Source organism: Duganella sp. CF402 (assembly GCF_900109645.1).
GTDB lineage: Bacteria > Pseudomonadota > Gammaproteobacteria > Burkholderiales > Burkholderiaceae_D > Rugamonas.
On record NZ_FOBG01000008.1, the window covers coordinates 1 to 22,651 of the forward strand.

Sequence of the window (22,651 nt, forward strand, 5' to 3'; positions counted from 1 at the left end):
TCCCCCACTTTCTCCCTTAGGACGTATGCGGTATTAGCGTAACTTTCGCTACGTTATCCCCCACTCCTGGGTACGTTCCGATATATTACTCACCCGTTCGCCACTCGCCACCAGAGCAAGCTCCGTGCTGCCGTTCGACTTGCATGTGTAAGGCATGCCGCCAGCGTTCAATCTGAGCCAGGATCAAACTCTTTAGTTTAATCTCTGTTTTATCCGTTTTACCGGATGGTTCGCTCTTACTCAAAATACTGACAGTATTTCTTTGTTTGAGCATTTAATGCTTTTGTTGCAGCATCAAACGCCCACATTTATCGACTGTAATTTTTTAAAGATCTGTACTGCTGCTGTTGAAGCGTTTTGTTCATCAGCGAAGAAGCGAGATTATGAAGTGTTTCGTTTATCTCGTCAACCCCTCGTTTTTCGCTACATCGTTTTGTTTTCGACGCCGCGTTTTGCGAGGGACCGAACTATAGCAAGCCGCTCGCTGCTTTGGCAAGAGGTAAAATAAGAAATCTCTCGATTCATAAGTTCTCTCCATGTCCATCTCCCCTACACATAACGAAGCGCTGGCCGCTCAACTCGACCGCGCTATTAATAACAAGACCAAACCGCTGGGCAGCCTGGGCGTACTGGAAGAACTGGCCAGGCAAATCGGCCTGATACAGGGCACGCGCGATATCGCGATCAACAAGCCAGCTGTATTAGTGTTCGCCGCCGATCATGGCGTGGTGGCCGAAGGCATCTCCGCTTACCCGCAGGACGTGACTTGGCAAATGGTGGAGAACTTCCTGGCCGGCGGCGCCGCCATCAATGTCTTCGCGGCGCAGAGCAGCTGCGCGCTGCGTGTGATCGATGCCGGCGTCAATCACGAATTCGGCCCGCGCGATGGTCTGACCGATCGCAAGCTGGCCCACGGTACCCGCAACTTCGCGCAAGAACCAGCCATGAGCCGCGACCTGTGCGAGACCGCGCTGGCCGCCGGCATGGCGCTGGCTGCGGAGCTGGAAGGCAATGTGGTCGGCTTCGGCGAAATGGGCATCGGTAACACTACCGCCGCCGCTGCGCTGATGCACAAGCTGACCGGCATCCCGGTGGCGCAATGCGTGGGCGCAGGCACTGGCTTGTCGGCGGACGGCATCCTGCACAAGCAGCGTGTGATCGAGGCGGCCGTCGCCAAACACGTAGCAGCGATCGAGCCGCTCGACGTGCTGGCTACTTTCGGCGGACTGGAAATCGCCATGATGACCGGTGCGATGCTGAAGGCGGCCGAACTGCGCAAGGTGCTGCTGATCGACGGCTTTATCGTCACCAGCGCGCTACTGGTCGCCGCGCGCATCCAGCCTGCGATTCTCGACTACTGCGTATTCGCCCACTGCTCCAATGAAAACGGCCACCAGCAGATGCTGGGCGCACTGGGCGCCAAGCCGCTGCTGAATCTCGGCCTGCGCCTCGGCGAAGGCACCGGCTGCGCGCTGGCGCTGCCGCTACTGCACGCCGCCGCCAACTTCCTGAACCAGATGGCGACCTTCGAGTCGGCACAGGTCAGCGAAAAATCCGAATGATGCATCAGCTCCGCCTGTTCTTCACCGCGCTGCAATTCTTCACCCGCCTGCCCATTCCCGGCTGGGTGGGGTTTGATCCTGCGTGGCTGAACCAGGCCTCGCGCTACTTCCCGCTGGTAGGCTTGGTGGTAGCGCTGATGACCAGCGCCGCTTACGCGCTGGCAGCGTGGCTCCTCCCCGCGCCAGTCGCTGTCATCATCTCCACGGCATTCGGCATCTATATAACCGGAGCGTTTCATGAAGACGGCTTTGCCGACATGTGCGACGGCTTCGGTGGCGGCATGACGCCGGAGCGCGTGCTGGAGATCATGAAGGATTCGCGCATCGGCGCGTACGGCGCCATCGGCACCATCTGCATGCTGGCGCTGAAGCTGACCACACTGGCGATGCTGCCGACACTGACCGCCATCGCCGCGCTGCTGGTGGCGCATCCGCTTTCGCGCCTGATGGCGACTTCGTTGATCTGGCGTCTCGACTACGCGCGCGCGGAAGGCAAGGCAAAACCGCTCGCACAAAAAATGAGCGGCGGCGAATTCACGTTAGCCGCGCTTACCGCCGCCCTGCCGGTGGCAGCCGTGCTTGCGCTGCGCTGGCTGCCGCCGCTCGCGCTGCTTGCGGGCCTGGTAGCAGCGGCCATCGCCACCATCTGGCTGGCTCGGATGTTCGTGCGCCGCATCGGCGGCTACACCGGCGATTGTCTCGGCGCGGTGCAGCAGGTCACGGAAGTGATGTTCTACCTGTGCGCATTGGCATGCCTGCCGCGATGAAGCTGATACTGGTCCGCCATCCGCAGCCGCTGGTCGCGCCCGGTGTGTGCTACGGCAGCACCGACCTTGCCATCGCGCCCGGCCAGTTGGAGCAAACGCTGGCCGCGCTGCAGCTACAGCTACCTGCAGGCCTGCCGATCTACTCAAGCCCACTGCGCCGCTGCGCCGAACTGGCTGCGCGCCTGAGCGACAACATCACCTACGACGCCCGCCTCGCCGAGATGCACTTCGGCGACTGGGAGATGCAGCCGTGGGACGCCATCCCGCGCGCCGCCATCGACGCCTGGGCCGCCGACATGGTGCACTACCAACCCGGCGGCGGCGAAAGCGTGCTGCAAATGGCCGAGCGCATCACCTCTTTCTACAATGCGCTGGTCGGCGACGCCATCATCATCTGCCACGCCGGAACCATGCGCTTGCTGGCCGCCCGCCACGCAGGACTGGCGCCGGCGGAGATGGCGCTGCAAGCGGCGCAAACCGCCCACCAAATCCCCTACGGCTCCACTTTGACGCTTTAAACCCGTATAATGGACAGGTTTTGGTGCTCGCGCGTCTGTTCAGATGCGCAGTTAAACGGGAAACACGAAGCTCTGTAAATAGCCAACGTGTGCTGCCCCCGCAACGGTAAGCAAGTGTCGCAAATGCTCGCGACAAGCCGCCTCTCAACACCACTGTGCCTCGGCATGGGAAGGTAAGACGGCCTCACTTGTTAGCCCGGATACCGGCCAAACCAGGTGGAAGCGAGTCGCATCTCGCTTCTGTTCGCGATTGGCTTACGGGGACGTCGGCCGGTTGCTACTAATAGAAAAATGATCATGACCTTTCGTATCTCCCGTCCTGCGACGCTGACGTCGCTGGCGTTGGCAATGGCTGCCTGCTATGCGCACGCCGAATCTGCATCGTCGCCAGCCGACACCGTCGTCGTTACCGCCACCCGCACGCCGCAGCCGCTGGCCAACGTCATCAGCGATACCATCACCATCAGCGCCGAGCAGATTTCCGAATCGGGCGCGGGCTCCATCGTCGACCTGCTGCAGCGCCAGCGCGGCATCGAGATCGCCCGCAACGGCGGCGCCGGCACCGCATCCAGCGTCTACATTCGTGGCGCCAACAGCAACCAGAGCATCGTGCTGGTGGACGGCGTGCGCATCGGCTCCTCGACCACCGGCGCCGCCAACTGGAGCGCCATCCCGCTGACCGCCATCGACCATATCGAAATCGTCTACGGTCCACTGAGCTCCCTGTACGGCGCCGACGCCATCGGCGGCGTGATCCAGATCTTCACCAAGAAAGGCAAGGGCGCACCAAGCGTGACCGCATTTGCCGGCTACGGCAGCGACAAGACGCGCGAGGCCGACGCCACCGTGTCCGGCGCCACCGGCGGTGAGCACAGCTTCAGCTACGCCGTCAGCGCCGGCAAGGAAAAATCGGACGGTTTCAACGCCACCCGCCCTGGCCTGACTTCGTACAACGCGGACCGCGACGGCTACGACAAGGAAAACGTCTCCGGCCAGTTCGGCCTGCAGATCGCGCCTGGCTACGAAGCCGGCGCGCTGTTCTTGCACAGCAAACTGGAATCGCAGTACGACAGCGGCGCCTCCGCCTACGATACGCATAGCATCGCATCCGTCGACACCGCAGCCGTTTACGGCAAAGCCAAATTCGTGCCGAACGTCGACACGCTGGTGCAGTATTCGGAAAGCCGCGACAAAGGCCAGAACTGGACCAGCACCGCAGCTGCAGGTTACACGCGCATCGACACCAAGCAAACCGACATCAGCGTGCAAAATGACGTGCGTATCGGCGAAGACGTGCTGCAACTGCTGTACGACCACCGCAAGGAAGAGGTTTCGACCACCGGCTCCGATGCGCTGAACCGCGACCGCAGCACCAACTCGTGGGCGGCATCGTACAACGCCCGTCGCGGCGCCAACCTGCTGAACGCCGCCATCCGCCGCGACAACTCGGTGTACGGCTCGAAAAACACCGGCTCGGTAGGCTACGGCTACGACATCACCTCGCAGCTGCGCGCCACCGCCAGCTACGGCACCAGCTTCCGTGCGCCGACCTACAACGAGTTGTACTTCCCGAACTACGGCAATGCGCTGAACAAGCCGGAACAAGGCAAGAACGCCGAAATCGGCATCCGCTGGGACGACGGCGTGAATGCGCTGAGCGCCAGCTACTATCACAACAAGCTGACCGACATGCTGGTCAGCGTCACGCCTTGCCCGTACACCGGCGTTCCAAAGTCGAGCTGCGTCTACAACGTCAACAAGGCGCTGCTGGAAGGCGTGACCATCGCCGGCGCCACCAAGCTGGCCGGCATCAACCTCAACGCCAGCATCGACCTGCAGGATCCGAAGGATGAAACCACCGGCAACCGCCTGCAACGCCGCTCAAAAAAACACGGCAACGTGAGTGCGGACTACAACATCGGCGCACTGAAAGCCGGCGTTGAGCTGACCTTCTCCGGCGATCGCTTTGACGATGCGGCCAATAAGTTACGCCTCGGCGGCTACGGTCTGGTGAACTTGTACGCGACCTACGCCATCACCAGCGACTGGTCGGCGCTGGTCCGCTGGAACAACGTCGGCGACAAGCAGTACGACCTGGCGCGCAATTACGCAACGCCGGATTCCAAGCTGTTTGCCGGCATCCGTTACGGCTACAAATAATGGTGTAACCTGCCGGGGATGATTTTCTTCCCCGGCAGTTTTTTTGAAAGCAGTGCATGCATTCTTTCTCACGCAATTTGCGACAACGCGCCGCCCTCACGCTGGCAGGGCTGGTGCTGTTCGCTTTTGCCAGCCTGATTTTCTCGGGCATGACCGGTTCGGTCTCGATTCCCCTTTCCGATATTCCCGCAGCACTCAATGAGCTGCTGCACGGCCAGTCGTCGACACTGGCAGCTACCCTGCTCGACCTGCGCGCCAGCCGCGCGGTTTCCGCTTTCGTCACCGGCGCCGCGCTGTCGCTGGCGGGCGTGATGATGCAGGCGCTGTTGCGCAATCCGCTGGCCGACCCTTACGTGCTTGGCCTGTCCGCTGGCGCCTCGGTCGGCGCGCTGGCCGCGCTGATGTTCATGTGCGCGGCATGGATGGTGGACGCCGCCGCATTCGGCGGCGCGGTGGCCGTCTCCATGATGCTGTATCTGCTGGCCCGGCGTGACCTGCGCGGCGGCACGGCGGCCGAAGGCGGCACTTCGCTGTTGCTGCTGACCGGCGCCATCCTGTCGTCCGCCTGCATGGCGATGGTGACGCTGATGCTGTCCATCGCGCCCGAAAGCCGTTTGCGCAGCATGGTGTTCTGGATGATCGGCGATTTGTCCGGCACCTCGGTACGCTGGCTGCCGTGGGCGGTGCTAATCGCAGCGCTGGCGTACGCACTGCGCAACGCGCGCGCCATGAACGTGATGGCGCTGCACGCCGAAGCCGCCGCCACGCTGGGCATCCGTGTAGGTGCGTTGCGAAAAGGTCTGTTCTTCGTCTCCGGCCTGCTGACCGCGAGCGCTGTCACCAGCGCCGGCAGCATCGGCTTCGTCGGCCTGATCGTGCCGCATGCCTGCCGCTTTGCGGTCGGTCCCGATCACCGTATCCTGATTCCGGCGGCGACGCTGGCCGGCGGCTCCTTCCTGCTGCTGGCGGACACGCTGGCCCGCACCGCCATCGCGCCGCAGCAGCTGCCAGTGGGCGTGGTGACGGCGCTGATTGGCGCGCCTGTCTTCCTGTATCAACTACACAGGCTGCGTAAATAATGATCAGCACCCACAAACTTTATCTCAGCGCCGGCCAGCGCCAGCTGGTGTCGGATCTCGAATGGCAGGTGCGCCAGGGCGAATGCTGGAGCGTCATCGGCCGCAACGGCGCCGGCAAGAGCACCCTGCTGCGCGCCCTGGCCGGACTGCGCGCGCCAGAAGCCGGCCACGTGGCGCTGGGCGGGCGTCCGCTGCCGGAGTGGCCGCTGGCGGAACTGGCGCGCCAGCGTGCCTTCCTCGCGCAAAGCCGCAGCGATGCCTTTGCCTACAGCGTGATTGAAACCGTGCTGTCCGCGCGCCACCCCTACCACGACAACCGCTACTGGGAAGACAGCGACGATCACGCCATCGCCGTCAAGTCGCTGGAAGCGATGGAAGTGGCCGATCTGGCTGCGCGCGACGTTCGCACCTTGTCCGGCGGTGAGCGTCAGCGCGTGGCGATTGCCGCCATGCTGGCGCAGGACACGCCGCTGCTGCTGCTCGACGAACCGGCCAACGCGCTGGATCTCGCGCACCAGGTCAGCGTGATGAACATCGTCGCGCGCCTGTGCCGCGAACAGGGCAAGACCGCCGTCATGATCGGCCACGACCTGACGCTGGCACATGGCGTCTCCACCCACGCGCTGCTGCTGAAAGGCGATGGCCGCTGGCTGGCCGGCAGCACGGAAGACGTGATGCAAGCCGATATCCTCAGCGAGTATCTCGGCCATCCGATCGAAGTGATCAAACACGGCAAGCGCAGTATCTTTATCCCCAACGAGGAAACTTAATGAGCGACGATATCAACGAACGTCACCGCGTGCGCATGGAGCGCAAGAAGGCCATCATCGACGCCAAGATCGCGGCGGCCGACAAACAGATCGGCATCATCATCGTCAACACCGGCAACGGCAAGGGCAAGAGCTCCAGCGCCTTCGGCATGGCGATCCGCGCGATGGGGCACGGCATGAAGGTCGGCGTGGTGCAGTTCATCAAAGGCGCGCTGCAAACCGGCGAAGAACGCTTCCTGCGCCGCTTCCCGGAAGAGATCAGCTTCCACGCAATGGGCGAAGGCTATACCTGGGAGACCCAGAACCGCGAGCGCGATATCGCCAAGGCGCAGGCAGCATGGGAGCAGGCGAAGAAATTTCTCGCCGATCCGGAAATCGGTCTGGTGATTTTCGATGAGCTGAACATCGCCCTCAAATACAAATACCTCGATGTAGACATCGTCATCAACGACCTTCTGGCGCGTCCGCCGATGCAGCACGTCTGCATTACCGGCCGTGGCGCACCGCCGGAACTGATTGAAATCGCCGACACGGTGACGGAAATGGAAGTCGTCAAGCATGCCTTCAAAGCCGGCATCGGCGCACAGGCGGGGACCGAATGGTAAAAGCGCTGCTGGTTGCCGCCGTCTCTTCGGGACAAGGCAAGACCACCGTCACCGCCGCGCTGGCGCGCAAGCTGGTCAAGCTTGGCCAGCGCGTGCGCGTGTTCAAATGCGGCCCGGACTTCATCGATCCGATGCTGCTGGAACGCGCCAGCGGTGCTCCGGTGCTGTCGTTGGACCTGTGGATGGTCGGCCATGAACTGTGCCGCCGTCAGCTGGCGCAAGCCGCCGCCGAAGCGGACGTGATCCTGATCGAAGGCGTCATGGGCCTGTACGACGGCACGCCCTCCTCCGCCGACCTGGCGCGCGAATTCGGCGTGCCGGTGATGGCGGTGATCGATGCCGGTGCGATGGCGCAAACCGCTGGCGCGCTGGTGCACGGCCTGCGCGACTACGGCCCGGTGGAGATGGCCGGCGTGATCGCCAACCGCGTCGCCAGCGAAGGCCACGCCAAAATGGTGGCCGCCTCGCTGCGCGACATTCCGCTGTTTGCCACGCTGCCCAAGCAGGCGAAGTCGCTGCCGGAACGCCATCTCGGTCTGGTGCTGCCGGACGAAGTGCAGGATATCGATCAACTGCTTGACGAACTGGCCGACCAGCTATCATTCGACCAGGCGGCATGGGACAGCCTGCGCCCGGTGCAGATCGAACCAGCGCCGACGCCGCTGAAGGAACCGCTGCTGGCCGGGATCACCATCGCCATCGCGCGCGATCCGGCCTTCATGTTCCTCTACCCGGCCAACCTGGAAACGCTGCGCGCAATGGGAGCGACGCTGAAGTTCTTCTCGCCGCTGGCCAATCAAGCCGTGCCGGCGGAAGCCGATGCGGTCTACCTGCCAGGCGGCTATCCCGAACTGCATGCGGAACAGCTGTCGCAGTCCACGCAATGGACCGCATCGATCCGCGCCGTGCATGCGGACGGCATGCCCATCGTCGCCGAATGCGGCGGCATGATGGCGCTGGCCGATACGCTGGCCGACAAATCGGGCGCCCAGTGGAATATGGCCGGCCTGCTACCCGGCGCTGTGGCAATGCAGCCACGCCTCGCGGGACTGGGTTCGCAGGGGCTGGAGACGCCGCAGGGCATCCTGCGCGGTCACACCTTCCACTACTCCAAACTGGCGACCGAAGTAGCGCCGGCCGCGTACACTATCAAGCATCCCTCCGCTATACAGGGCGAAGCTGTGTACCGCGTGGGGTCGCTGACGGCTTCGTATTTTCACGCTTACTTTGCATCCAATCCGGCGGCCAGCGCCGCCTTGTTTTTAAGGAGTGAGACATGACACGTACACTGGTCCTGGGCGGCGCCCGTTCCGGCAAAAGCGCCTACGCTGAACGCCTGGCCACCGATTCCGGCAAGGAGGTGGTCTACATCGCCACCGCCACGCCGGGTGATGAAGAAATGGCAGAGCGTATCGCACATCACCGCAACGGCCGACCGCACGAATGGATTACGGTGGAAGAACCGCTGGCACTGGGCAATCAGCTGCTGCGCTGGTCCTCGCCGGACCGCCTGATTCTGGTCGACTGCCTGACGCTATGGCTCAGCAACCTGCTGTTCAGTGGCGGTCAGGAATATCCCGATGTCGGCGCCATCACGCTGCCCGCGCTGTTCCATGAGCAGCAGGACATGCTCGCCAGCGCCCTGACCAAGTGCGCCAGCGATATCGTGCTGGTGTCGAACGAGGTAGGCCTCGGCATCATGCCGATGGGCGCCGTGTCGCGCTGCTTCATGGACGAACAGGGACGGCTCAACCAGGCCGTCGCCGCCATCTGCGACCGCGCGGTGTTTGTCGCCGCCGGCCTGCCGCTGGTCTTAAAAGGATAACCGTGCTGGGTGGACTAAGTTTTCCCGCCGTCGCGCTGCTGATGGCGGCGGGCGTGCTGCTCGATTTGTGGTGGGGCGAGGTACGGCGCTGGCATCCGCTGGTCGGCTTCGGCAATCTGGCGATAACGCTGGAACGCCGCCTGAATAAAGGCGGCTGGCGTTTCGCACGCGGCGTGCTGGCGTGGACGCTGGCCGTGCTGCCCCTGACCGCGCTGGCCGCACTGCTAGTGTGGGCCTTGGCGCTGCCAGCTGCGCAAGCGGCGGCCCACGCGCTGATGCTGTACTTCTGTCTCGGCTTGCGCAGCCTGCGCGAGCACAACCTCCCGATTGCCGATGCGCTGGCCCGGCACGATCTGCCCAATGCGCGCCGCCTGACTTCCTACATCGTCAGCCGCGATACCACCAGCGCCAGCGAGATTGAGCTGACCCGCGCCAGCGCGGAATCGCTGCTGGAAAACGGTAACGACGCGGTCTTCGGCACGCTGTTCTGGTTCATGGTCGGCGGTGGTCCCGGCGCGGTGCTGTTCCGCATGGCGAATACGCTGGATGCGATGTGGGGCTACCGCACGCCACGGCTGCTGCAATTCGGCTGCGCCGCCGCCCGCATCGACGATGCGCTCAATTACATCCCCGCGCGCTTGACCGCGCTGTCTTATGTGCTGCTGGCGCCAGGCCTGCAAGGCAAGCGCCGTGCGTGGCAATGCTGGCGCGCGCAAGCGCCGGCGTGGAATAGCCCGAACGCTGGCCCGGTCATGTCCAGCGGTGCCGGCGCACTTGGCGTACAGCTGGGCGGCGCGGCGGTTTATCACGGTGAAGTCGAGCAGCGCCCAGTGCTGGGAGATGGCCCGCCTGCTACCGGTGCGGACATCAACCGCGCATGGCAGCTGGTAGTGCGTACGACTGCGCTATGGCTCGCCGTCGCGGGAGCCATAGCAGCGCTATTGACGCTGGCCACGCTGATGGAGATTGCGCATGCTTGAACACGGCGGCAACCTGCGCGACGCCGCAAAGCGCTTTGGCCGCGATGATTGGCTCGACCTCTCGACCGGCATCAATCCGCACTGGTATCCCGCGCCTGCACTGGAAGGCAATGCGTGGCATCGGCTGCCGGAGCCCGATCCTGCGCTAACCGCTGCGGCGGAAGCGTTTTATGGCGCGCCGCGCATGCTGCCAGTGGCCGGCACGCAGGCGGCGATCCAGATGCTGCCACGCTTGCGCAAGCCGTCGCGCGTGGCCGTCAGCGCGCCGTCCTATGCGGAGCACGCGCACCACTGGGCTGGTCACAGCCACACGCTGACGCTCACGCCTTACGACGAACTGGAAGCCGCCGTCGCGCGCAACGACGTAATGGTGGTGGTCAATCCCAACAACCCTACCGGTGCGCAGGTGCCGGCGGAGCAGCTGCTGCAATGGGCCGATCAACTGGCGGCACGTGGCGGCTGGCTGGTGGTCGACGAAGCGTTCGGCGACACGGCACAGCACAACAGCGTGGCGATGCACACCGAGCGCCCCGGCCTGATCGTCCTGCGCTCGGTCGGCAAATTCTTCGGTCTGGCCGGCATCCGGCTTGGCTTCGTCGCCGCGCATGCGGACCTGTTGCGCGATCTGGCCGACCTGCTTGGCCCGTGGACCATCAGCGGTCCGGCGCAGCAGATCGCACTGGCCGCGCTGACCGATCACGCCTGGCAAGCGCACACGCGCAAACAGCTGCAAGCGAACGGCGAACGTTTGCGCGCGCTGCTGGACGCGCACGGCATCCAATCCAACGGCACGCCGCTGTTCCAGTGGTGGGCCGAGACGCAGCCGGAGGCGTTCTGGCATCACATGGCGGAACGCGGCATCTGGGTGCGATTATTTACGCAAGCGGCACGCGGCATCCGCCTTGGCCTGCCGCCGGACGAAGCGAGCTGGCAGCGCCTGCAAGCGGCACTCACTGAATGGAGCACAAAATGAAAAAAATGATGATGGTGGCACTGCTTGCGGCGAGCGTTGCAAACGCCGCACCAATCAGCGTGCGTGATGACGACGGCAATGTCGTCACCTTGCAAAAGCCCGCCCAGCGTGTGATCGCGATGGCGCCGCACGTGACGGAACTGCTGTTCACCGCCGGCGCGGGCGACAAGATCGTCGGCGCGGTCACCTACAGCGACTATCCGGAAGCGGCCAGGAAAATCCCGCGCGTCGGTGACAACCGCCTGATCGACCTGGAACGCGTGGCCGCCATGAAGCCGGACCTGATCGTGATCTGGATGCACGGTGGTTTCGAGCGCCAGATCGAAGGCCTGCGCAAGCTGGGTATCCCACTGTTCCACAGCGAACCGACCAAGCTCGAAGGCATCGCCGATAACGTGGTGCGCCTCGGCCAGTTGATGGGCACCGAGACCGTGGCCAACGCCGCTGCGGAAGACATCCGCCAGCAGTTCGCCGCCATGACGCGCCAATACGCCAAGCGTCCGCCGGTACGCCTGTTCTATCAGGTATGGGACAAGCCGCTCTACACCCTGAGTAACAAGTCCATCGTCAGCGACGCCATCCGCCTGTGTGGCGGCGTGAATATTTTCGGCGACTTGAAAGTGACGGCGCCGGTGGTCAGCGTGGAAGCCGTGTTGCAGGAAAATCCGGAAGCCATCTTCGGCACCAGCGAAAAAGACTACGGCAGCGTGAACCTGTGGAAGCCGTATCCAAACATGCTGGCCGTGAAGAACAACAACCTGTTCCGCCTTGAAGGCGAACTACTGAACCGCGCCGGCCCGCGCATGGTGGTCGGCACCAAGGCCCTGTGCGAAAAAATCGAAGAAGCCCGCCAGCACCGAAATTAAATGCCATTTCCCTACTCTACATTGATGGTGCAAGGCACCACCTCGGACGCCGGTAAAAGCACCGTCGTCGCAGCCCTGTGCCGCCTGCTCAAAAGGCAGGGCGTGCGCGTGGTTCCGTTCAAGCCGCAGAACATGGCGCTCAACAGCGCGGTGACCGAAGACGGCGGCGAAATCGGCCGCGCGCAAGCACTGCAAGCCATCGCCGCCGGCTTGCAACCGCACACCGACATGAATCCTATCCTGCTCAAGCCATCGAGCGACATCGGCGCGCAAGTCATCATCCACGGCAAAGTACGTGCGGAGATGAACGCGCGCGACTACCATCAATACAAGACCGTCGCCATGCAAGCCGTGCTCGAATCGCACCAACGCCTGCTGCAGCAATACGAGTGCGTGATGGTGGAAGGCGCCGGCAGCCCGGCCGAAATCAATCTGCGCGACCGCGACATCGCCAACATGGGCTTCGCCGAAAAGGTCGACTGCCCCGTGATTCTGGTGGCGGATATCGACCGTGGCGGCGTGTTCGCCCACATCGTCGGCACGCTGGCCTGCCTCTCGGAGAGCGAACGCAATCGCACCATCGGCTTTGTCATCAACCGCTTCCGTGGCGATATCAAGCTGCTGGAACCGGGCCTGGAGTGGCTGGAACAGCAGACCGGCAAACCGGTACTGGCCGTCCTGCCCTACCTGCATGGCCTGTTCCTCGACGCCGAAGACGCGGTGCAGCCGGTGCAAGCGGCGCGCGGCGCGTTCCGCGTGGTGGTCCCCAGCCTGCCGCGCATGAGCAACCACACCGACTTCGACGCGCTGCGCGCCCATCCCGACGTCGACCTGCATTTCGTACGCCAGGGAGAGCCGATACCGGCGGCGGACCTCATCATCCTCCCCGGCAGCAAGAACACGCGCGGCGATCTCGATTGGCTGCGCACCTATGGCTGGCCGGAGCAGATTGAACGCCACCTGCGCTACGGCGGCAAAGTGATCGGCATCTGTGGCGGGTTCCAGATGCTGGGCCGCGAAGTGACCGATCCGCTGGGCATGGAAGGCAAAGCCGGCGCCTCGACGGCCCTCGGCCTGCTCGACATGACCACCGAAATGAGCCCGGATAAGCGGCTGGTGCAGGTACAAGGTGTGTGCGCGTTCGACGAAGCGCAAGCCCCCGTCAGCGGCTACGAAATCCACATGGGCGTTTCCACAGGTAGCGCGTTCGCCACGCCTGCCTTCACCATCGACGGTCGACCGGAAGGTGCGGTATCGGCAGATGGCCAGATCCTCGGCACCTACCTGCATGGCCTGTTCGACACGCCGCAAGCCATCAGCGCCCTGCTGCGCTGGGCAGGTCTGGACTCGCAACACACGGTGGACACCTCCGCACTGCGCGAAGCCAGCCTCGATCGCATCGCCGACGCCACCCAGCCTTTGCTCGACGCTTTACTCAAACTGAAATGAATCCGCACGCCTATCCCGATGCCGAAATTGCCGGCGTCTACCGCGCCATCCGCGAACGCCGCGATGTGCGCCACTTTAAGCGCGGCCCGCTGGAACCGGGCCAGCTGGAACGCTTCCTCGGCGCGGCCCACAGTGGTCCCAGCGTCGGCTACATGCAGCCGTGGCGCTTTGTCCGCATCACCGACACCGACCTGCGCGCCCGCATCCACCAGCACGTCAACGAGGAACGCATCAAGACCGCCGATGCGCTGGGCCAGCGCGCGGAAGAATTCATGCGGCTCAAGGTGGAGGGCATACTGGAATGCGCGGAAGTGCTGGTGGTGGGCCTGATCGACAAGCGCGATCAATATGTGTTCGGCCGCCGCACCATGCCGGAGATGGACCTCGCCTCCGCCGCCTGCGCGCTGCAAAACTTCTGGCTGGCCGCACGCGCGGAAGGCATCGGCGCGGGCTGGGTGTCGATGTTCGATCCGCAGCAGCTGCGCGACATCGTCGGCATGCCCGAGGGCAGCCAGCCGATCGCCGTACTATGCGTCGGCCACGTCCACGAGTTCTATACCGCGCCCATGCTGGAACTGGAAAAGTGGGACCAGCGCCGCCCGCTCAGCGACATCCTGTTCGAAAATCGCTGGGACAACGCCGCCTAAGCAGGGCATTCCTCGAGGCGGCGGTTGCCCGGTCCCGCCAGCACCCGCAGGCTGCGCTCCGTGGCCGCCGTGAACTCGTGCTTGAACACCGTATCGACAAACCGCCAGTCGCAACGCACCTGCTCATGGCTGGCGGTGATCACCATGTAACCACGCTTGCTGGTTTGCGCGTAGTACAGCGGTTCGATCAAATCCACCATCATGTTTGCCACGTCCTCCGGATCGCGATCCGGATAGGCGCCTTCCATGCCCGGTGAGGTCACCGAGGCGGTGGCGAATTCCACGCCAACCTGCTTGCCCTGCGCGTCGCGCAAGTCGCTGGCCCAGGCGTTGTGCGTGTCACCGGCCAGCACCACCAAGTTCTTGCGGTGTTTCTGCATCATCTCGAACACCTGCTCGCGGTCGGCCTGGTAGCCGTCCCACGAATCGAGATAGCACGGCAAGGTGGCGGAAGACAGCCAGCGCTGCTCCTTCGGCGTGACGCAGGATGGATCGGCCGCCGCGCGCTTCTTCAACGCCGAGTAGTCGGTGCTATTGCATTCACCCATGACCACGGCGGCTGGATACTCCATGCGCGCCATCAGCACCTGCTGGCCCAGCATCTGCCAGCGCGCATTGGACCGGCTAACCTGACCTTCCAGCCACGCCATCTGCTCACGGCCTATCATCTGGCGGCGTGGCGAGCACACGTCCTGCGTGTACTTCTCCACGTCGAAGTGTTTGTGCTCATCGTAGTAGGACGACATCATCAACTGCTGGTCTCGTGCGATCAGGCGTGTGTCCAACATGTGCAGCGAAACGATGCCGCCGAAATCGAAAGAGCGATAAATCTTGTCTGGCGCGGAAGCGTCCGGCACGCGAATCGGCATCCACTCGTGATAAGCCGTCAGTGCTGCAAGCTTGCGCAGCTCGAACGGCCCGTACTTGCTGGCCTTGTGGTCAACCGATCCATCGCGCCACGTGTCGTCAGCGATCTCGTGGTCGTCCCACACCGTGATGAAGGGCATGGCGGCATGCACCGCCTGCAGGTCGGGATCGGAGCGATACTGCGCGTAACGGCGGCGATAATCGTCGGTGCGCAGCAGCAGTTCGCGCGGTTCCGACACGCGGCCCAGCGCCTCCGCATTGCCACAAGCGTAGCCGGTGCTTTCGTACTCATAGATGTAATCGCCGATATGCAGCGCGGCGTCGATGTCGTCCTGGCGCGCCGCATCGGCGTAGACGTTGAAGTACCCGGCCGGATAGTTCGAGCAGGAGAACACCGCCAGCCTTACCTGCCGCGCATCGCCGCGCGCCAGCGTCTTGGTGCGGCCGACCACCGACTTCTCGCCATCCACCGCGAACTGGTAGTAGTACACATGGCCCGGCAGCAGGCCGGACGGGTCCACCTTCACCGTGTAATCCTTTTGCGCCGACGTCATGACGCTGCCATGTACGACCACCTGCTGCATGGCTGGATCGGTGGCGAGCTGCCAGCGCACTTCCACTTCACCCGCACGCGCCGGCGTGAAGCGCGTCCACAGGATCACGCGATCGCTGAGCGGGTCGCCGCTGGCCACACCGTGGCGAAAGCCAGCCACGCTGTTGTCGCCAACGCTGCCAGCGGTACTGGTGCAACCGGCTACGGTCAGCAACGCGGTCGACGCGGCCATTTGACGGATAAAAGTACGGCGTCCTTCCATGCTGCTCTCCCCGATGCCATAGCAATGTGCGCAACTTACGCCCCATCCGTGACCTGCTTATGACCGTTGTGTTTATTTTGTGTGACAATCACCCCTATGAATGCCGATGCCGCCAAACGCTACCTGCCGTGGGTAGTTGCCACCACCCTCTTCATGGAGCAGCTGGACTCCACCGTCGTCAACACGGCCATCCCCGCGATGGCCGCCAGCCTGCAAGTGACGCCACTGAGCCTGAAGGCCGTGGTCACCAGCTACATCCTCAGCCTCGCCGTCTCGATACCGATCAGCGGCTGGATGGCGGACCGCTACGGCACGCGCCGCGTGTTCATGACCGCGATTGCCATTTTCACCATCGCCTCGGTGCTGTGCGGCCTGTCGGTCAACTCGCCGATGCTGGTGGCGGCGCGGCTGCTGCAGGGCTTCGGCGCGGCGATGATGATGCCGGTCGGCCGCCTGACCATCATTCGCACCTTTGCCAAGCACGAGCTGCTGGCGGCCATGAACTTCGTCATCATCCCGGCGCTGATCGGGCCACTGCTCGGCCCCACCATCGGCGGCTTGATCGTGCACTGGCTGACGTGGCGCGACATCTTTTTCATCAACGTGCCGGTCGGGCTGGCGGCGATCTTCCTCGCGCACCGCTATATGCCGGACTATCACGGCGACGAACCACGGCCACTGGATTTCATCGGCCTGGTATTGTTCGGCACCGGCATCGCGCTGCTGTCATGGCTGCTGGAAGTCTTCGGCGAACATAAGCTGGACGTGACGTCGGCCTCGGTGCTGCTGTTCATCGCCTGCGCACTGCTGGGCGCCTATGTGTGGCACGCCAGGGAAGCGGAGTTCCCGCTGCTGCGGCTTGCGCTGTTCAAGATCCGCACCTTCCGCGTGTCGGTGCTGGGCGGCTTCATCACCCGCATCGGCGTGGGCGGCCTGCCCTTCCTGCTGCCGCTGCTGTACCAGCTGGGCCTCGGCTTGCCGGCCTGGCAATCGGGCCTGCTGATGATGCCGTCCGCCGCCGCCGCGATGGGCATGAAAATGATTTCGGTGCGCGTGCTGGGACGCTTCGGCTACCGCCAGGTGCTGACCGTGAACACGCTGCTGATCGGCGTTACCATCAGCATGTTCTCGTTTGTGCAGCAAGGCACGCCGCTGTACGTGATCGTGGCGATCAGCCTGTGCCTGGGCTTCTTCAATTCGCTGCAGTTCTCCAGCATGAACAGCATCGCCTACGCCGACGTGGACAATTCCAACTCCAGCATGGCCAGCACGATGGCCAGCTCGATGCAGCAGCTGTCGATGAGTTTCGGCCTGGCTGCCGGCTCGCTGGTCACCGGCTGGTTCCTCGGCGACCTGCCGCAGTCGAATCGCGTGGCGCTGACCTCCGCGCTGCATCACGCCTTCATCACGCTGGCGGTACTGACGGTGCTGTCCTCCGCCATGTTCTGGACCTTACGCAAGAGCGACGGTGAAGCCATCAGCCAGGCAAAGCGCACCGACGAAGAATCAGGCGATTGACATACGGGTCCAGCACCAGCGGACCGCGATAGCGCTCCGGCGCATAACGATAGGCATAGCTGGGCAGCAGCGAGTACTGGATCTGCAACATCAGGCGCGGTTGCAGCGACGGCGCCGTGCCCTTGTGGATGCCGGCCGTGTCCACCGCAAAGCAGAAGCCGCGCGTGCCGATGGCGGTCAGCAGCATGTCGGCGCTGTGCGAGCCCACGATTTCGCTGTCGCTGTAGAAGCGCAAGCGCACCGGCGCCTGCGTCAGGTGGCTGCCGTGCAGGTAGACGTGCGGCCCCGCGCCATCGTCCACATCGGTCAGGTAAACCAGCACTTTCAGGTAGCGCCAATCTTCGGAATCGCGATGGAAGGCTTGCAGGGCGCTGTCGTCGCCCGTCACCGGGAACGACCAGCGCAGCCCCAGCGCGGAAATGGTCGGTTTGCATTCAAGATAACGCGCGGCGAGGCCCAGCAGCGCAGGACTATTGGCCAGCGCCAGGATGTGCGGACAGGCGATCACGTCGCGCAGATGATAATCGGCCACGCGCACCGCCGCCGGCCGCTGCGCCAGCCGGAAGCCGGGACGCTCGCGGTCACGATCAATCAAGAGCTTGTCGCCCAGCCAGCTGCGGATAGCGTCGCACTGTACGCTATCGAGCAGATTGCCGAGCGGCGCGTAGCCGCTGCGGCACAGGTCGAGCAGGGCTGCATCTTCCTGCGCCGTGGCGGCGTGCAGTTCCCTGCCCGCCCCCTGGCGCAGGCGCACCGCCGCACTGAGCGCGCGCACCACCAGCCGGCGCAGCGTGGGATAAGTCACGATGCGCTGACTGTAGTACAACAGGCTATGCAGCGGGGCAAAACGGCGGCCGGGCTTCAGCTGCGCATATTCCATCGGGCTTTCCTCCCAGAGTCACCTCTGAGAAGGTAACAACCCGAGAGCCGTTCCGCCTTGATATCGGCTAAACCTTGGTGCGACGACGTGCCGCCACGCCCACCAGCACCAGACCGGCAAACAACATGGCGTAGGTAGCTGGCTCTGGCACGGCGGCCACGCGGGTGTAGGTGCCGTCGAAGGAATAGGTCGCGCCCAGGCCGTTGATGTGGGTGGCGCCGACCAGTTGCAGGAATTCCGCATCGCTGGAATAGTTGCCCAACAGACGGAAGGCGTAGGAGCCGGAGGCGGCCTCGGTGAAGCTCAGGGTCGCACCGTTCACCACCGCGCCCAGCGCGCCGAAGGTCAGCGACGAGCCGCCCAGCAGCACCGACGAATCGGCGTTCAGCGACAGGCTGGCGAAAGCCTGGCCATCGGCCCCGGCATTGGTCAGGCGCAGCGTGCCGCCGTTGAGGATCAGTTCACTTTCAGCCGACAAGCGCTGCGCGCCGTCCAGCGTCAGCTTGCCGCCGCTCAGCACAGTGGCGCCGGTGTAGCTGCTCACGCCGGAGAAGGTCACGTCGCCGCCCTGCACTTCCACCTTGTTGAAGTTGGAAATCGCACCATCGTACGCAAAGCTGCCGTTGACCACCAGCGTGTTCTGGCCGCCGCTGCCGCCGTTGATGCTGCCGTTGATGGTGCCGCCGGTGATCGTCACGCTGTTCACGCCGCTGCCCAGCTCAATCGCCTTGCCACTGCTGGAACCATTGATGATGCCGCCGGTGACGATCACGGTGTTGTCAGCATTGCCCTTGATCGCCGCGCTGCTAGCGCCACCGCCGACGATGGAAGCGCCGGTGTGGTTGTAGATGGTCACGGTGTAGCCGCTGGCTGCGCCCGACACCACGATGGCGGCATCGCTCTGGCCACGGATCAGGCCGCCGCTCTGGTTGGTGATGGTGGCATTGGCGTACAAGCCTTCGCGCGAACCTTTCAGCGCGCCGCTGGTGATATCGTTGCCGGCCAGCGTGATGCCGCGTCCCACCGCGTTGGTATTGCCGGCGGTGACCAGGCCTTCGATGGTGCCCGAGTTGGTGATGGTGCCGCCGCCCACGCTGATGCCTTCGCTGTAGGCCCACCCATCGCCCGCTGCGCTGTAAGCGTTCAGAGAACGGATGATGCCGGTGTTGGTGAGGTAGGCGATGCCGTCCGCGTCAATGCCGTCGCCGTCGCCGGTGAGGCCCCGGCCGGTGATGGTGCCGTGGTTGATGATGGTGGCGCTCTGCTTGCCGTTGAAGCCATCCAGGTTGATGCCCGAGCCGTTCAGGCCCTGAATCACGCCGCCGGCGCTGTTCTCCACAAAAATGGCGAAGTTGGACGCCGCATCGGCCTGGCCGCCGGTGATGCCGTGACGGCCACCCTCGATCAGGCCGGCGGGAAGGTTGAATACTTGCACGCCAGTGTTGGCCTGCGCATCGACGCCATCACCGTCGGCCTTGGCATTGATCGCCCGGATGGTGCCGGCATTCCTCACCACACCATTCAGGCCGGGACGCACGGCATCGGCGTCGGTGGCCTGGAGCAGACCGCCGGCGTAGTTATTGACCACGTTGGCGCCGGTCACCGAGCTGAAGTCCACCGCTTGCGCGCCGCCTGCGCTGGCATTCAGCGAAATCATCGCGCCGTAGTTGTTCAGGATAACAGTGGCGCCAGCCTTGGCCATCTGGATCACGTCGGCGTCGGCGGCCTGCATCAGCGCGCTGCTGTTGGTGGTGCTGCCATTGTTGACGACAAGGTTGCTCACACCGCTGTTGTCGCGGATCACGCGGCCGCTGCCGGTTTGTTTGATCGAGCCGAGGTTGTTCACCGTGGCGTTGTTACCGGTGATGGTGACAGCAACCGTGCTGCCGTTCACGCTCAGCGCGCCGCTGCTGGTGACCGAGCCGGTCTGGTTATTGCCCAGCGATTGCGCGGTGCTGCTGCTGCCGCCGATGGTGAAGTCCGCCGCCGTGGCAGCGCCGAAAGGCAGCGCGGCCAGCAACAAGAATTGAATCGCAGAAGATGGTTTCGACATGGTTTCGTCCCGTTAGAGTTTTTAATATCCGATCAGAACGCCGTCAGCGCCTTGGCAAACTTGATCAGCCACAGGCGGCTTGGACGCTCCTGGTCCGCACCGCGCGCCACACGAATGCTGTTGGCCGCATTGCAGCCCGCCGCCGTGCTGGTGATGATGACGCCGTTCGCATCGACATTGCACTTGGTGACGTCGGCGTCCTCCACCGGCTTGCCGTTGGCGTCGTACACCTTGGTCTTCAGGCCGAAGTCGTTGTCGTTAGCCAGCGCGAGCGTATTGCCGTCGACGATGGTCAAGCCTTCCGCCTTCTCCGCCAGCCAGCCGATGGCGTTCAGATCCAGCAGCAGCGTTTTCTTCAGCGTGGTGACCGCCTTCCAGTCGGCGCCGTTGACGGCCACGCCGCCCATGCTGCTCTTCTCCAGATCGGAGGTGGTGGCATTGAAGGCCGCTGCCGAAATATCGGTGGCCGCGCCGATCTCGATCAGCATCAGCTTGTTGAACACCGTGCCGCTCGGCGCTGCGCCTTGCTCGATCACGATGAACTTGCCGTTACCCAGCGCCACCACATCACCCAGCTTGGCGTTGCCGGTGCGGCCATCCTGGTAGTCGGCAGCGTCCAGCGGATAGGCGTACATCTTGCCGGCCTTGCCGGTGGTTGGATCAAACTCGGTCCAGCGGGTGAAGCGCGCGAAGCGCTCGATCTGTTCGTTCTTGCCGGTCACCGAATACAGCGCAGTGCCATCGGTCAGCGGGCTCTGCAGGAAACCGTGCAGCTTGTCGGTGCTGGTGTCCAGCGCCAGGCCTTCCATGCCGCGATTGGCGCGGCGCTTGAGGAAGATGTCCGGCAAGCCGCTACCCGGCGCATACTTGTTGAGGATGATGCCGGTGGCCGGATCGATCTTCACGATGAACGGGCCGTACTCATCCGACACCCACAGCACGTTGCGCTTCTTATCGACGACGATAGCTTCCGTATCGAGGCCGTTAGCATCGAAGGTGGCTTTGCTGGTGGCGTCGTACTTCATTACATCCATTACCGGCAGCTCGGCAGAATTGCCGACCGCGCCCGGCGGGATAGCCAAACCAGAAGTCTTCACCGTAGCCGATGCCTTGATCGGCGTGGACGAGGTCAGCACCGCGCCGGACTTGCCGACCGTGATCACGCCGAAGGCGGGTGCAAAGCTCGGCGATGGGAAGATCTTGGCGCCGGTGGTGCCGGCGCCACTCAGTGCAGGCAGATTAGGACCGTCGCCGTTCGGGCCGCGATCGGTCAGGCCGTAGAACTCGAGTTCGCCAGCGGCATTGGTGCCCTTGAAGGCAATCGAGGAACCGTAGGACGGCAGGAAGCCCAGCGGGAAATCTTCCTTCACCTTGGCGTTGCTGCCTTCGTATGGAATGTAGTAGCTGCTGGCCGCTTGCACCTGGTAGCGCGTCACGGTAACCGACACCGCGCCCAGCGGCGTGGTCTGGCTGAAGGTTTCGTTGACCGGCGTGCCGACCTTGGAAGCAAGCGTGTCTTCAAAGTGCTCACGCACCAGCGCGCGGCGGCTGTCGTCGACGCTGCGGGCGGCGTACCTGGCGCCGGCGGTGGCCAGATTGGCGCTGAGGGCGGTGTTGAATGCATCGGCAGCGGCGCCGAAATCGGCGGTTTTGCTTGCCAGCGCGGTTTTAACATCGGCGTTCAGCTTGATGCCGTTGGACGGGTCGCTGTCATCGTCCAGCAATTGCAGGGCCAGCAGGCGATTGACCACCTTGACGTCTTTCACATCGGTGGAACCGGCCAGCTGCAGCGGCGTGATGGTGGCGGCGCACGGTGCGCTGCCGAGCGCGATGCCGCCAACGCTGAAGCTCACAGTGTCGCCGGCGTAGCAAGTGAATTCGCCCTTGGCGTTGGTGCTGGCCTTGGCGGCGGTGCCGGCCACATAGTCCAGATTCTCGACTGCGCCGTCGAGGAACACGCCGGTCATCGGCGTCTTCTGTGCTTCGGGCGCACTATCGCTGCCGCCGCAACCGGCGAGGACCGAGAACACGGCGAGCGACACCAAGGAGAATTTTTTCATGCTGACTTGTCCCTAATTTTAGAAAAAGGACAAGTCTAGCGAGGGCGCGTTACACGCTGATGACAGACGCAAAAAAGCCCGCTCAGGCTTCACCTGAACGGGCTTTTTCTAAATAACTAGCTTGACGATAACCTACTTTCACACTGGTTGCAGCACTATCATCGGCGTAGAGTCGTTTCACGGTCCTGTTCGGGATGGGAAGGGGTGGGACCGACTTACTATGGTCATCAAGCTTTGACTTGTATGCTGCGCAGCCG

19 protein-coding genes, 2 rRNA genes and 1 riboswitch are annotated in these 22,651 nt (G+C 63.6%); of the genes, 15 read left to right on the forward strand and 6 right to left on the reverse strand.

Annotated elements, in window-relative coordinates; all coding sequences use genetic code 11:
- Window positions 1-199: ribosomal RNA gene (locus tag BMZ70_RS27665) — 16S ribosomal RNA — on the reverse strand; the annotation flags it as partial.
- Between the two features lie 337 nt (window positions 200-536).
- Between BMZ70_RS27665 and cobT the strand changes: the two genes are divergently transcribed.
- The 14 genes from cobT to bluB all read left to right on the forward strand — a co-directional run bounded on the left by cobT (window position 537) and on the right by bluB (window position 14,201).
- A complete protein-coding gene (gene cobT / locus BMZ70_RS27670; RefSeq protein WP_092281673.1) occupies window positions 537-1,562 on the forward strand; it encodes a nicotinate-nucleotide--dimethylbenzimidazole phosphoribosyltransferase in 1,026 nt (341 codons plus the stop codon).
- Window positions 1,562-2,329 carry an adenosylcobinamide-GDP ribazoletransferase gene (locus BMZ70_RS27675; protein ID WP_092281705.1) on the forward strand — a complete coding sequence of 256 codons (768 nt, stop codon included), beginning with the start codon at window positions 1,562-1,564 and terminating at the stop codon, window positions 2,327-2,329. The genes cobT and BMZ70_RS27675 overlap by 1 nt, the downstream gene beginning before the upstream one ends.
- The gene (locus tag BMZ70_RS27680) at window positions 2,326-2,847 is read left to right on the forward strand and encodes a histidine phosphatase family protein (protein WP_092281707.1); all 522 of its coding nucleotides are present in this window, start codon (window positions 2,326-2,328) and stop codon (window positions 2,845-2,847) included. Before BMZ70_RS27675 ends, BMZ70_RS27680 begins: the two co-directional genes overlap by 4 nt.
- A gap of 4 nt (window positions 2,848-2,851) precedes the next feature.
- Window positions 2,852-3,074: riboswitch (cobalamin riboswitch) on the forward strand.
- 70 nt (window positions 3,075-3,144) lie between these two features.
- On the forward strand, window positions 3,145-5,007 hold the full coding sequence (locus BMZ70_RS27685; protein ID WP_092281709.1) for a TonB-dependent receptor domain-containing protein: 1,863 nt from the start codon (window positions 3,145-3,147) through the stop codon (window positions 5,005-5,007).
- 56 nt (window positions 5,008-5,063) lie between these two features.
- A complete protein-coding gene (locus tag BMZ70_RS27690; protein ID WP_092281675.1) occupies window positions 5,064-6,086 on the forward strand; it encodes a FecCD family ABC transporter permease in 1,023 nt (340 codons plus the stop codon).
- Entirely contained in the window at window positions 6,086-6,856 is a 771-nt protein-coding gene (locus tag BMZ70_RS27695) for an ABC transporter ATP-binding protein (protein WP_092281677.1), read from the forward strand. Before BMZ70_RS27690 ends, BMZ70_RS27695 begins: the two co-directional genes overlap by 1 nt.
- On the forward strand, window positions 6,856-7,461 hold the full coding sequence (cobO, locus tag BMZ70_RS27700; protein WP_092281679.1) for a cob(I)yrinic acid a,c-diamide adenosyltransferase: 606 nt from the start codon (window positions 6,856-6,858) through the stop codon (window positions 7,459-7,461). The genes BMZ70_RS27695 and cobO overlap by 1 nt, the downstream gene beginning before the upstream one ends.
- Window positions 7,455-8,741 carry a cobyrinic acid a,c-diamide synthase CobB gene (locus tag BMZ70_RS27705; protein ID WP_092281681.1) on the forward strand — a complete coding sequence of 429 codons (1,287 nt, stop codon included), beginning with the start codon at window positions 7,455-7,457 and terminating at the stop codon, window positions 8,739-8,741. Before cobO ends, BMZ70_RS27705 begins: the two co-directional genes overlap by 7 nt.
- Window positions 8,738-9,286, forward strand: a complete 549-nt coding sequence (gene cobU / locus BMZ70_RS27710; protein WP_092281683.1) for a bifunctional adenosylcobinamide kinase/adenosylcobinamide-phosphate guanylyltransferase — start codon at window positions 8,738-8,740, stop codon at window positions 9,284-9,286. Before BMZ70_RS27705 ends, cobU begins: the two co-directional genes overlap by 4 nt.
- Before the next feature lie 2 nt (window positions 9,287-9,288).
- Entirely contained in the window at window positions 9,289-10,266 is a 978-nt protein-coding gene (gene cbiB, locus BMZ70_RS27715; protein ID WP_092281685.1) for an adenosylcobinamide-phosphate synthase CbiB, read from the forward strand.
- Entirely contained in the window at window positions 10,259-11,239 is a 981-nt protein-coding gene (gene cobD, locus BMZ70_RS27720) for a threonine-phosphate decarboxylase CobD (protein WP_092281687.1), read from the forward strand. Before cbiB ends, cobD begins: the two co-directional genes overlap by 8 nt.
- Complete coding sequence (locus tag BMZ70_RS27725) at window positions 11,236-12,105, forward strand: cobalamin-binding protein (protein ID WP_092281689.1); 870 nt, start codon at window positions 11,236-11,238, stop codon at window positions 12,103-12,105. The genes cobD and BMZ70_RS27725 overlap by 4 nt, the downstream gene beginning before the upstream one ends.
- Entirely contained in the window at window positions 12,106-13,554 is a 1,449-nt protein-coding gene (locus BMZ70_RS27730; RefSeq protein ID WP_092281691.1) for a cobyric acid synthase, read from the forward strand. It abuts the gene before it with no gap.
- On the forward strand, window positions 13,551-14,201 hold the full coding sequence (gene bluB, locus BMZ70_RS27735) for a 5,6-dimethylbenzimidazole synthase (RefSeq protein ID WP_092281693.1): 651 nt from the start codon (window positions 13,551-13,553) through the stop codon (window positions 14,199-14,201). Before BMZ70_RS27730 ends, bluB begins: the two co-directional genes overlap by 4 nt.
- Here bluB and BMZ70_RS27740 read toward each other — a convergent pair.
- Entirely contained in the window at window positions 14,198-15,883 is a 1,686-nt protein-coding gene (locus BMZ70_RS27740; protein ID WP_092281695.1) for an alkaline phosphatase D family protein, read from the reverse strand. The two genes, bluB and BMZ70_RS27740, sit on opposite strands and share 4 nt — an antisense overlap.
- A 96-nt stretch (window positions 15,884-15,979) precedes the next feature.
- Between BMZ70_RS27740 and BMZ70_RS27745 the strand changes: the two genes are divergently transcribed.
- Window positions 15,980-17,401, forward strand: coding sequence for a DHA2 family efflux MFS transporter permease subunit (locus BMZ70_RS27745; RefSeq protein WP_092281697.1), 1,422 nt, complete (start codon window positions 15,980-15,982; stop codon window positions 17,399-17,401).
- On the opposite strand, the gene BMZ70_RS27750 is transcribed toward BMZ70_RS27745, so the two are convergent.
- The 4 genes from BMZ70_RS27750 to rrf all read right to left on the reverse strand — a co-directional run bounded on the left by BMZ70_RS27750 (window position 17,361) and on the right by rrf (window position 22,626).
- Window positions 17,361-18,281: a phytanoyl-CoA dioxygenase family protein gene (locus BMZ70_RS27750; protein ID WP_092281699.1), complete on the reverse strand. Its 921-nt coding sequence runs from the start codon at window positions 18,279-18,281 to the stop codon at window positions 17,361-17,363. The two genes, BMZ70_RS27745 and BMZ70_RS27750, sit on opposite strands and share 41 nt — an antisense overlap.
- A gap of 67 nt (window positions 18,282-18,348) precedes the next feature.
- Window positions 18,349-20,334 (reverse strand): beta strand repeat-containing protein, encoded by a 1,986-nt coding sequence (locus BMZ70_RS27755; protein ID WP_092281701.1) that lies wholly within the window; start codon window positions 20,332-20,334, stop codon window positions 18,349-18,351.
- A 32-nt stretch (window positions 20,335-20,366) separates the two neighbouring features.
- The gene (locus BMZ70_RS27760; protein WP_092281703.1) at window positions 20,367-22,394 is read right to left on the reverse strand and encodes an esterase-like activity of phytase family protein; all 2,028 of its coding nucleotides are present in this window, start codon (window positions 22,392-22,394) and stop codon (window positions 20,367-20,369) included.
- A 119-nt stretch (window positions 22,395-22,513) separates the two neighbouring features.
- Window positions 22,514-22,626: ribosomal RNA gene (gene rrf / locus BMZ70_RS27765) — 5S ribosomal RNA — on the reverse strand.
- Window positions 22,627-22,651 lie beyond the last annotated feature (25 nt).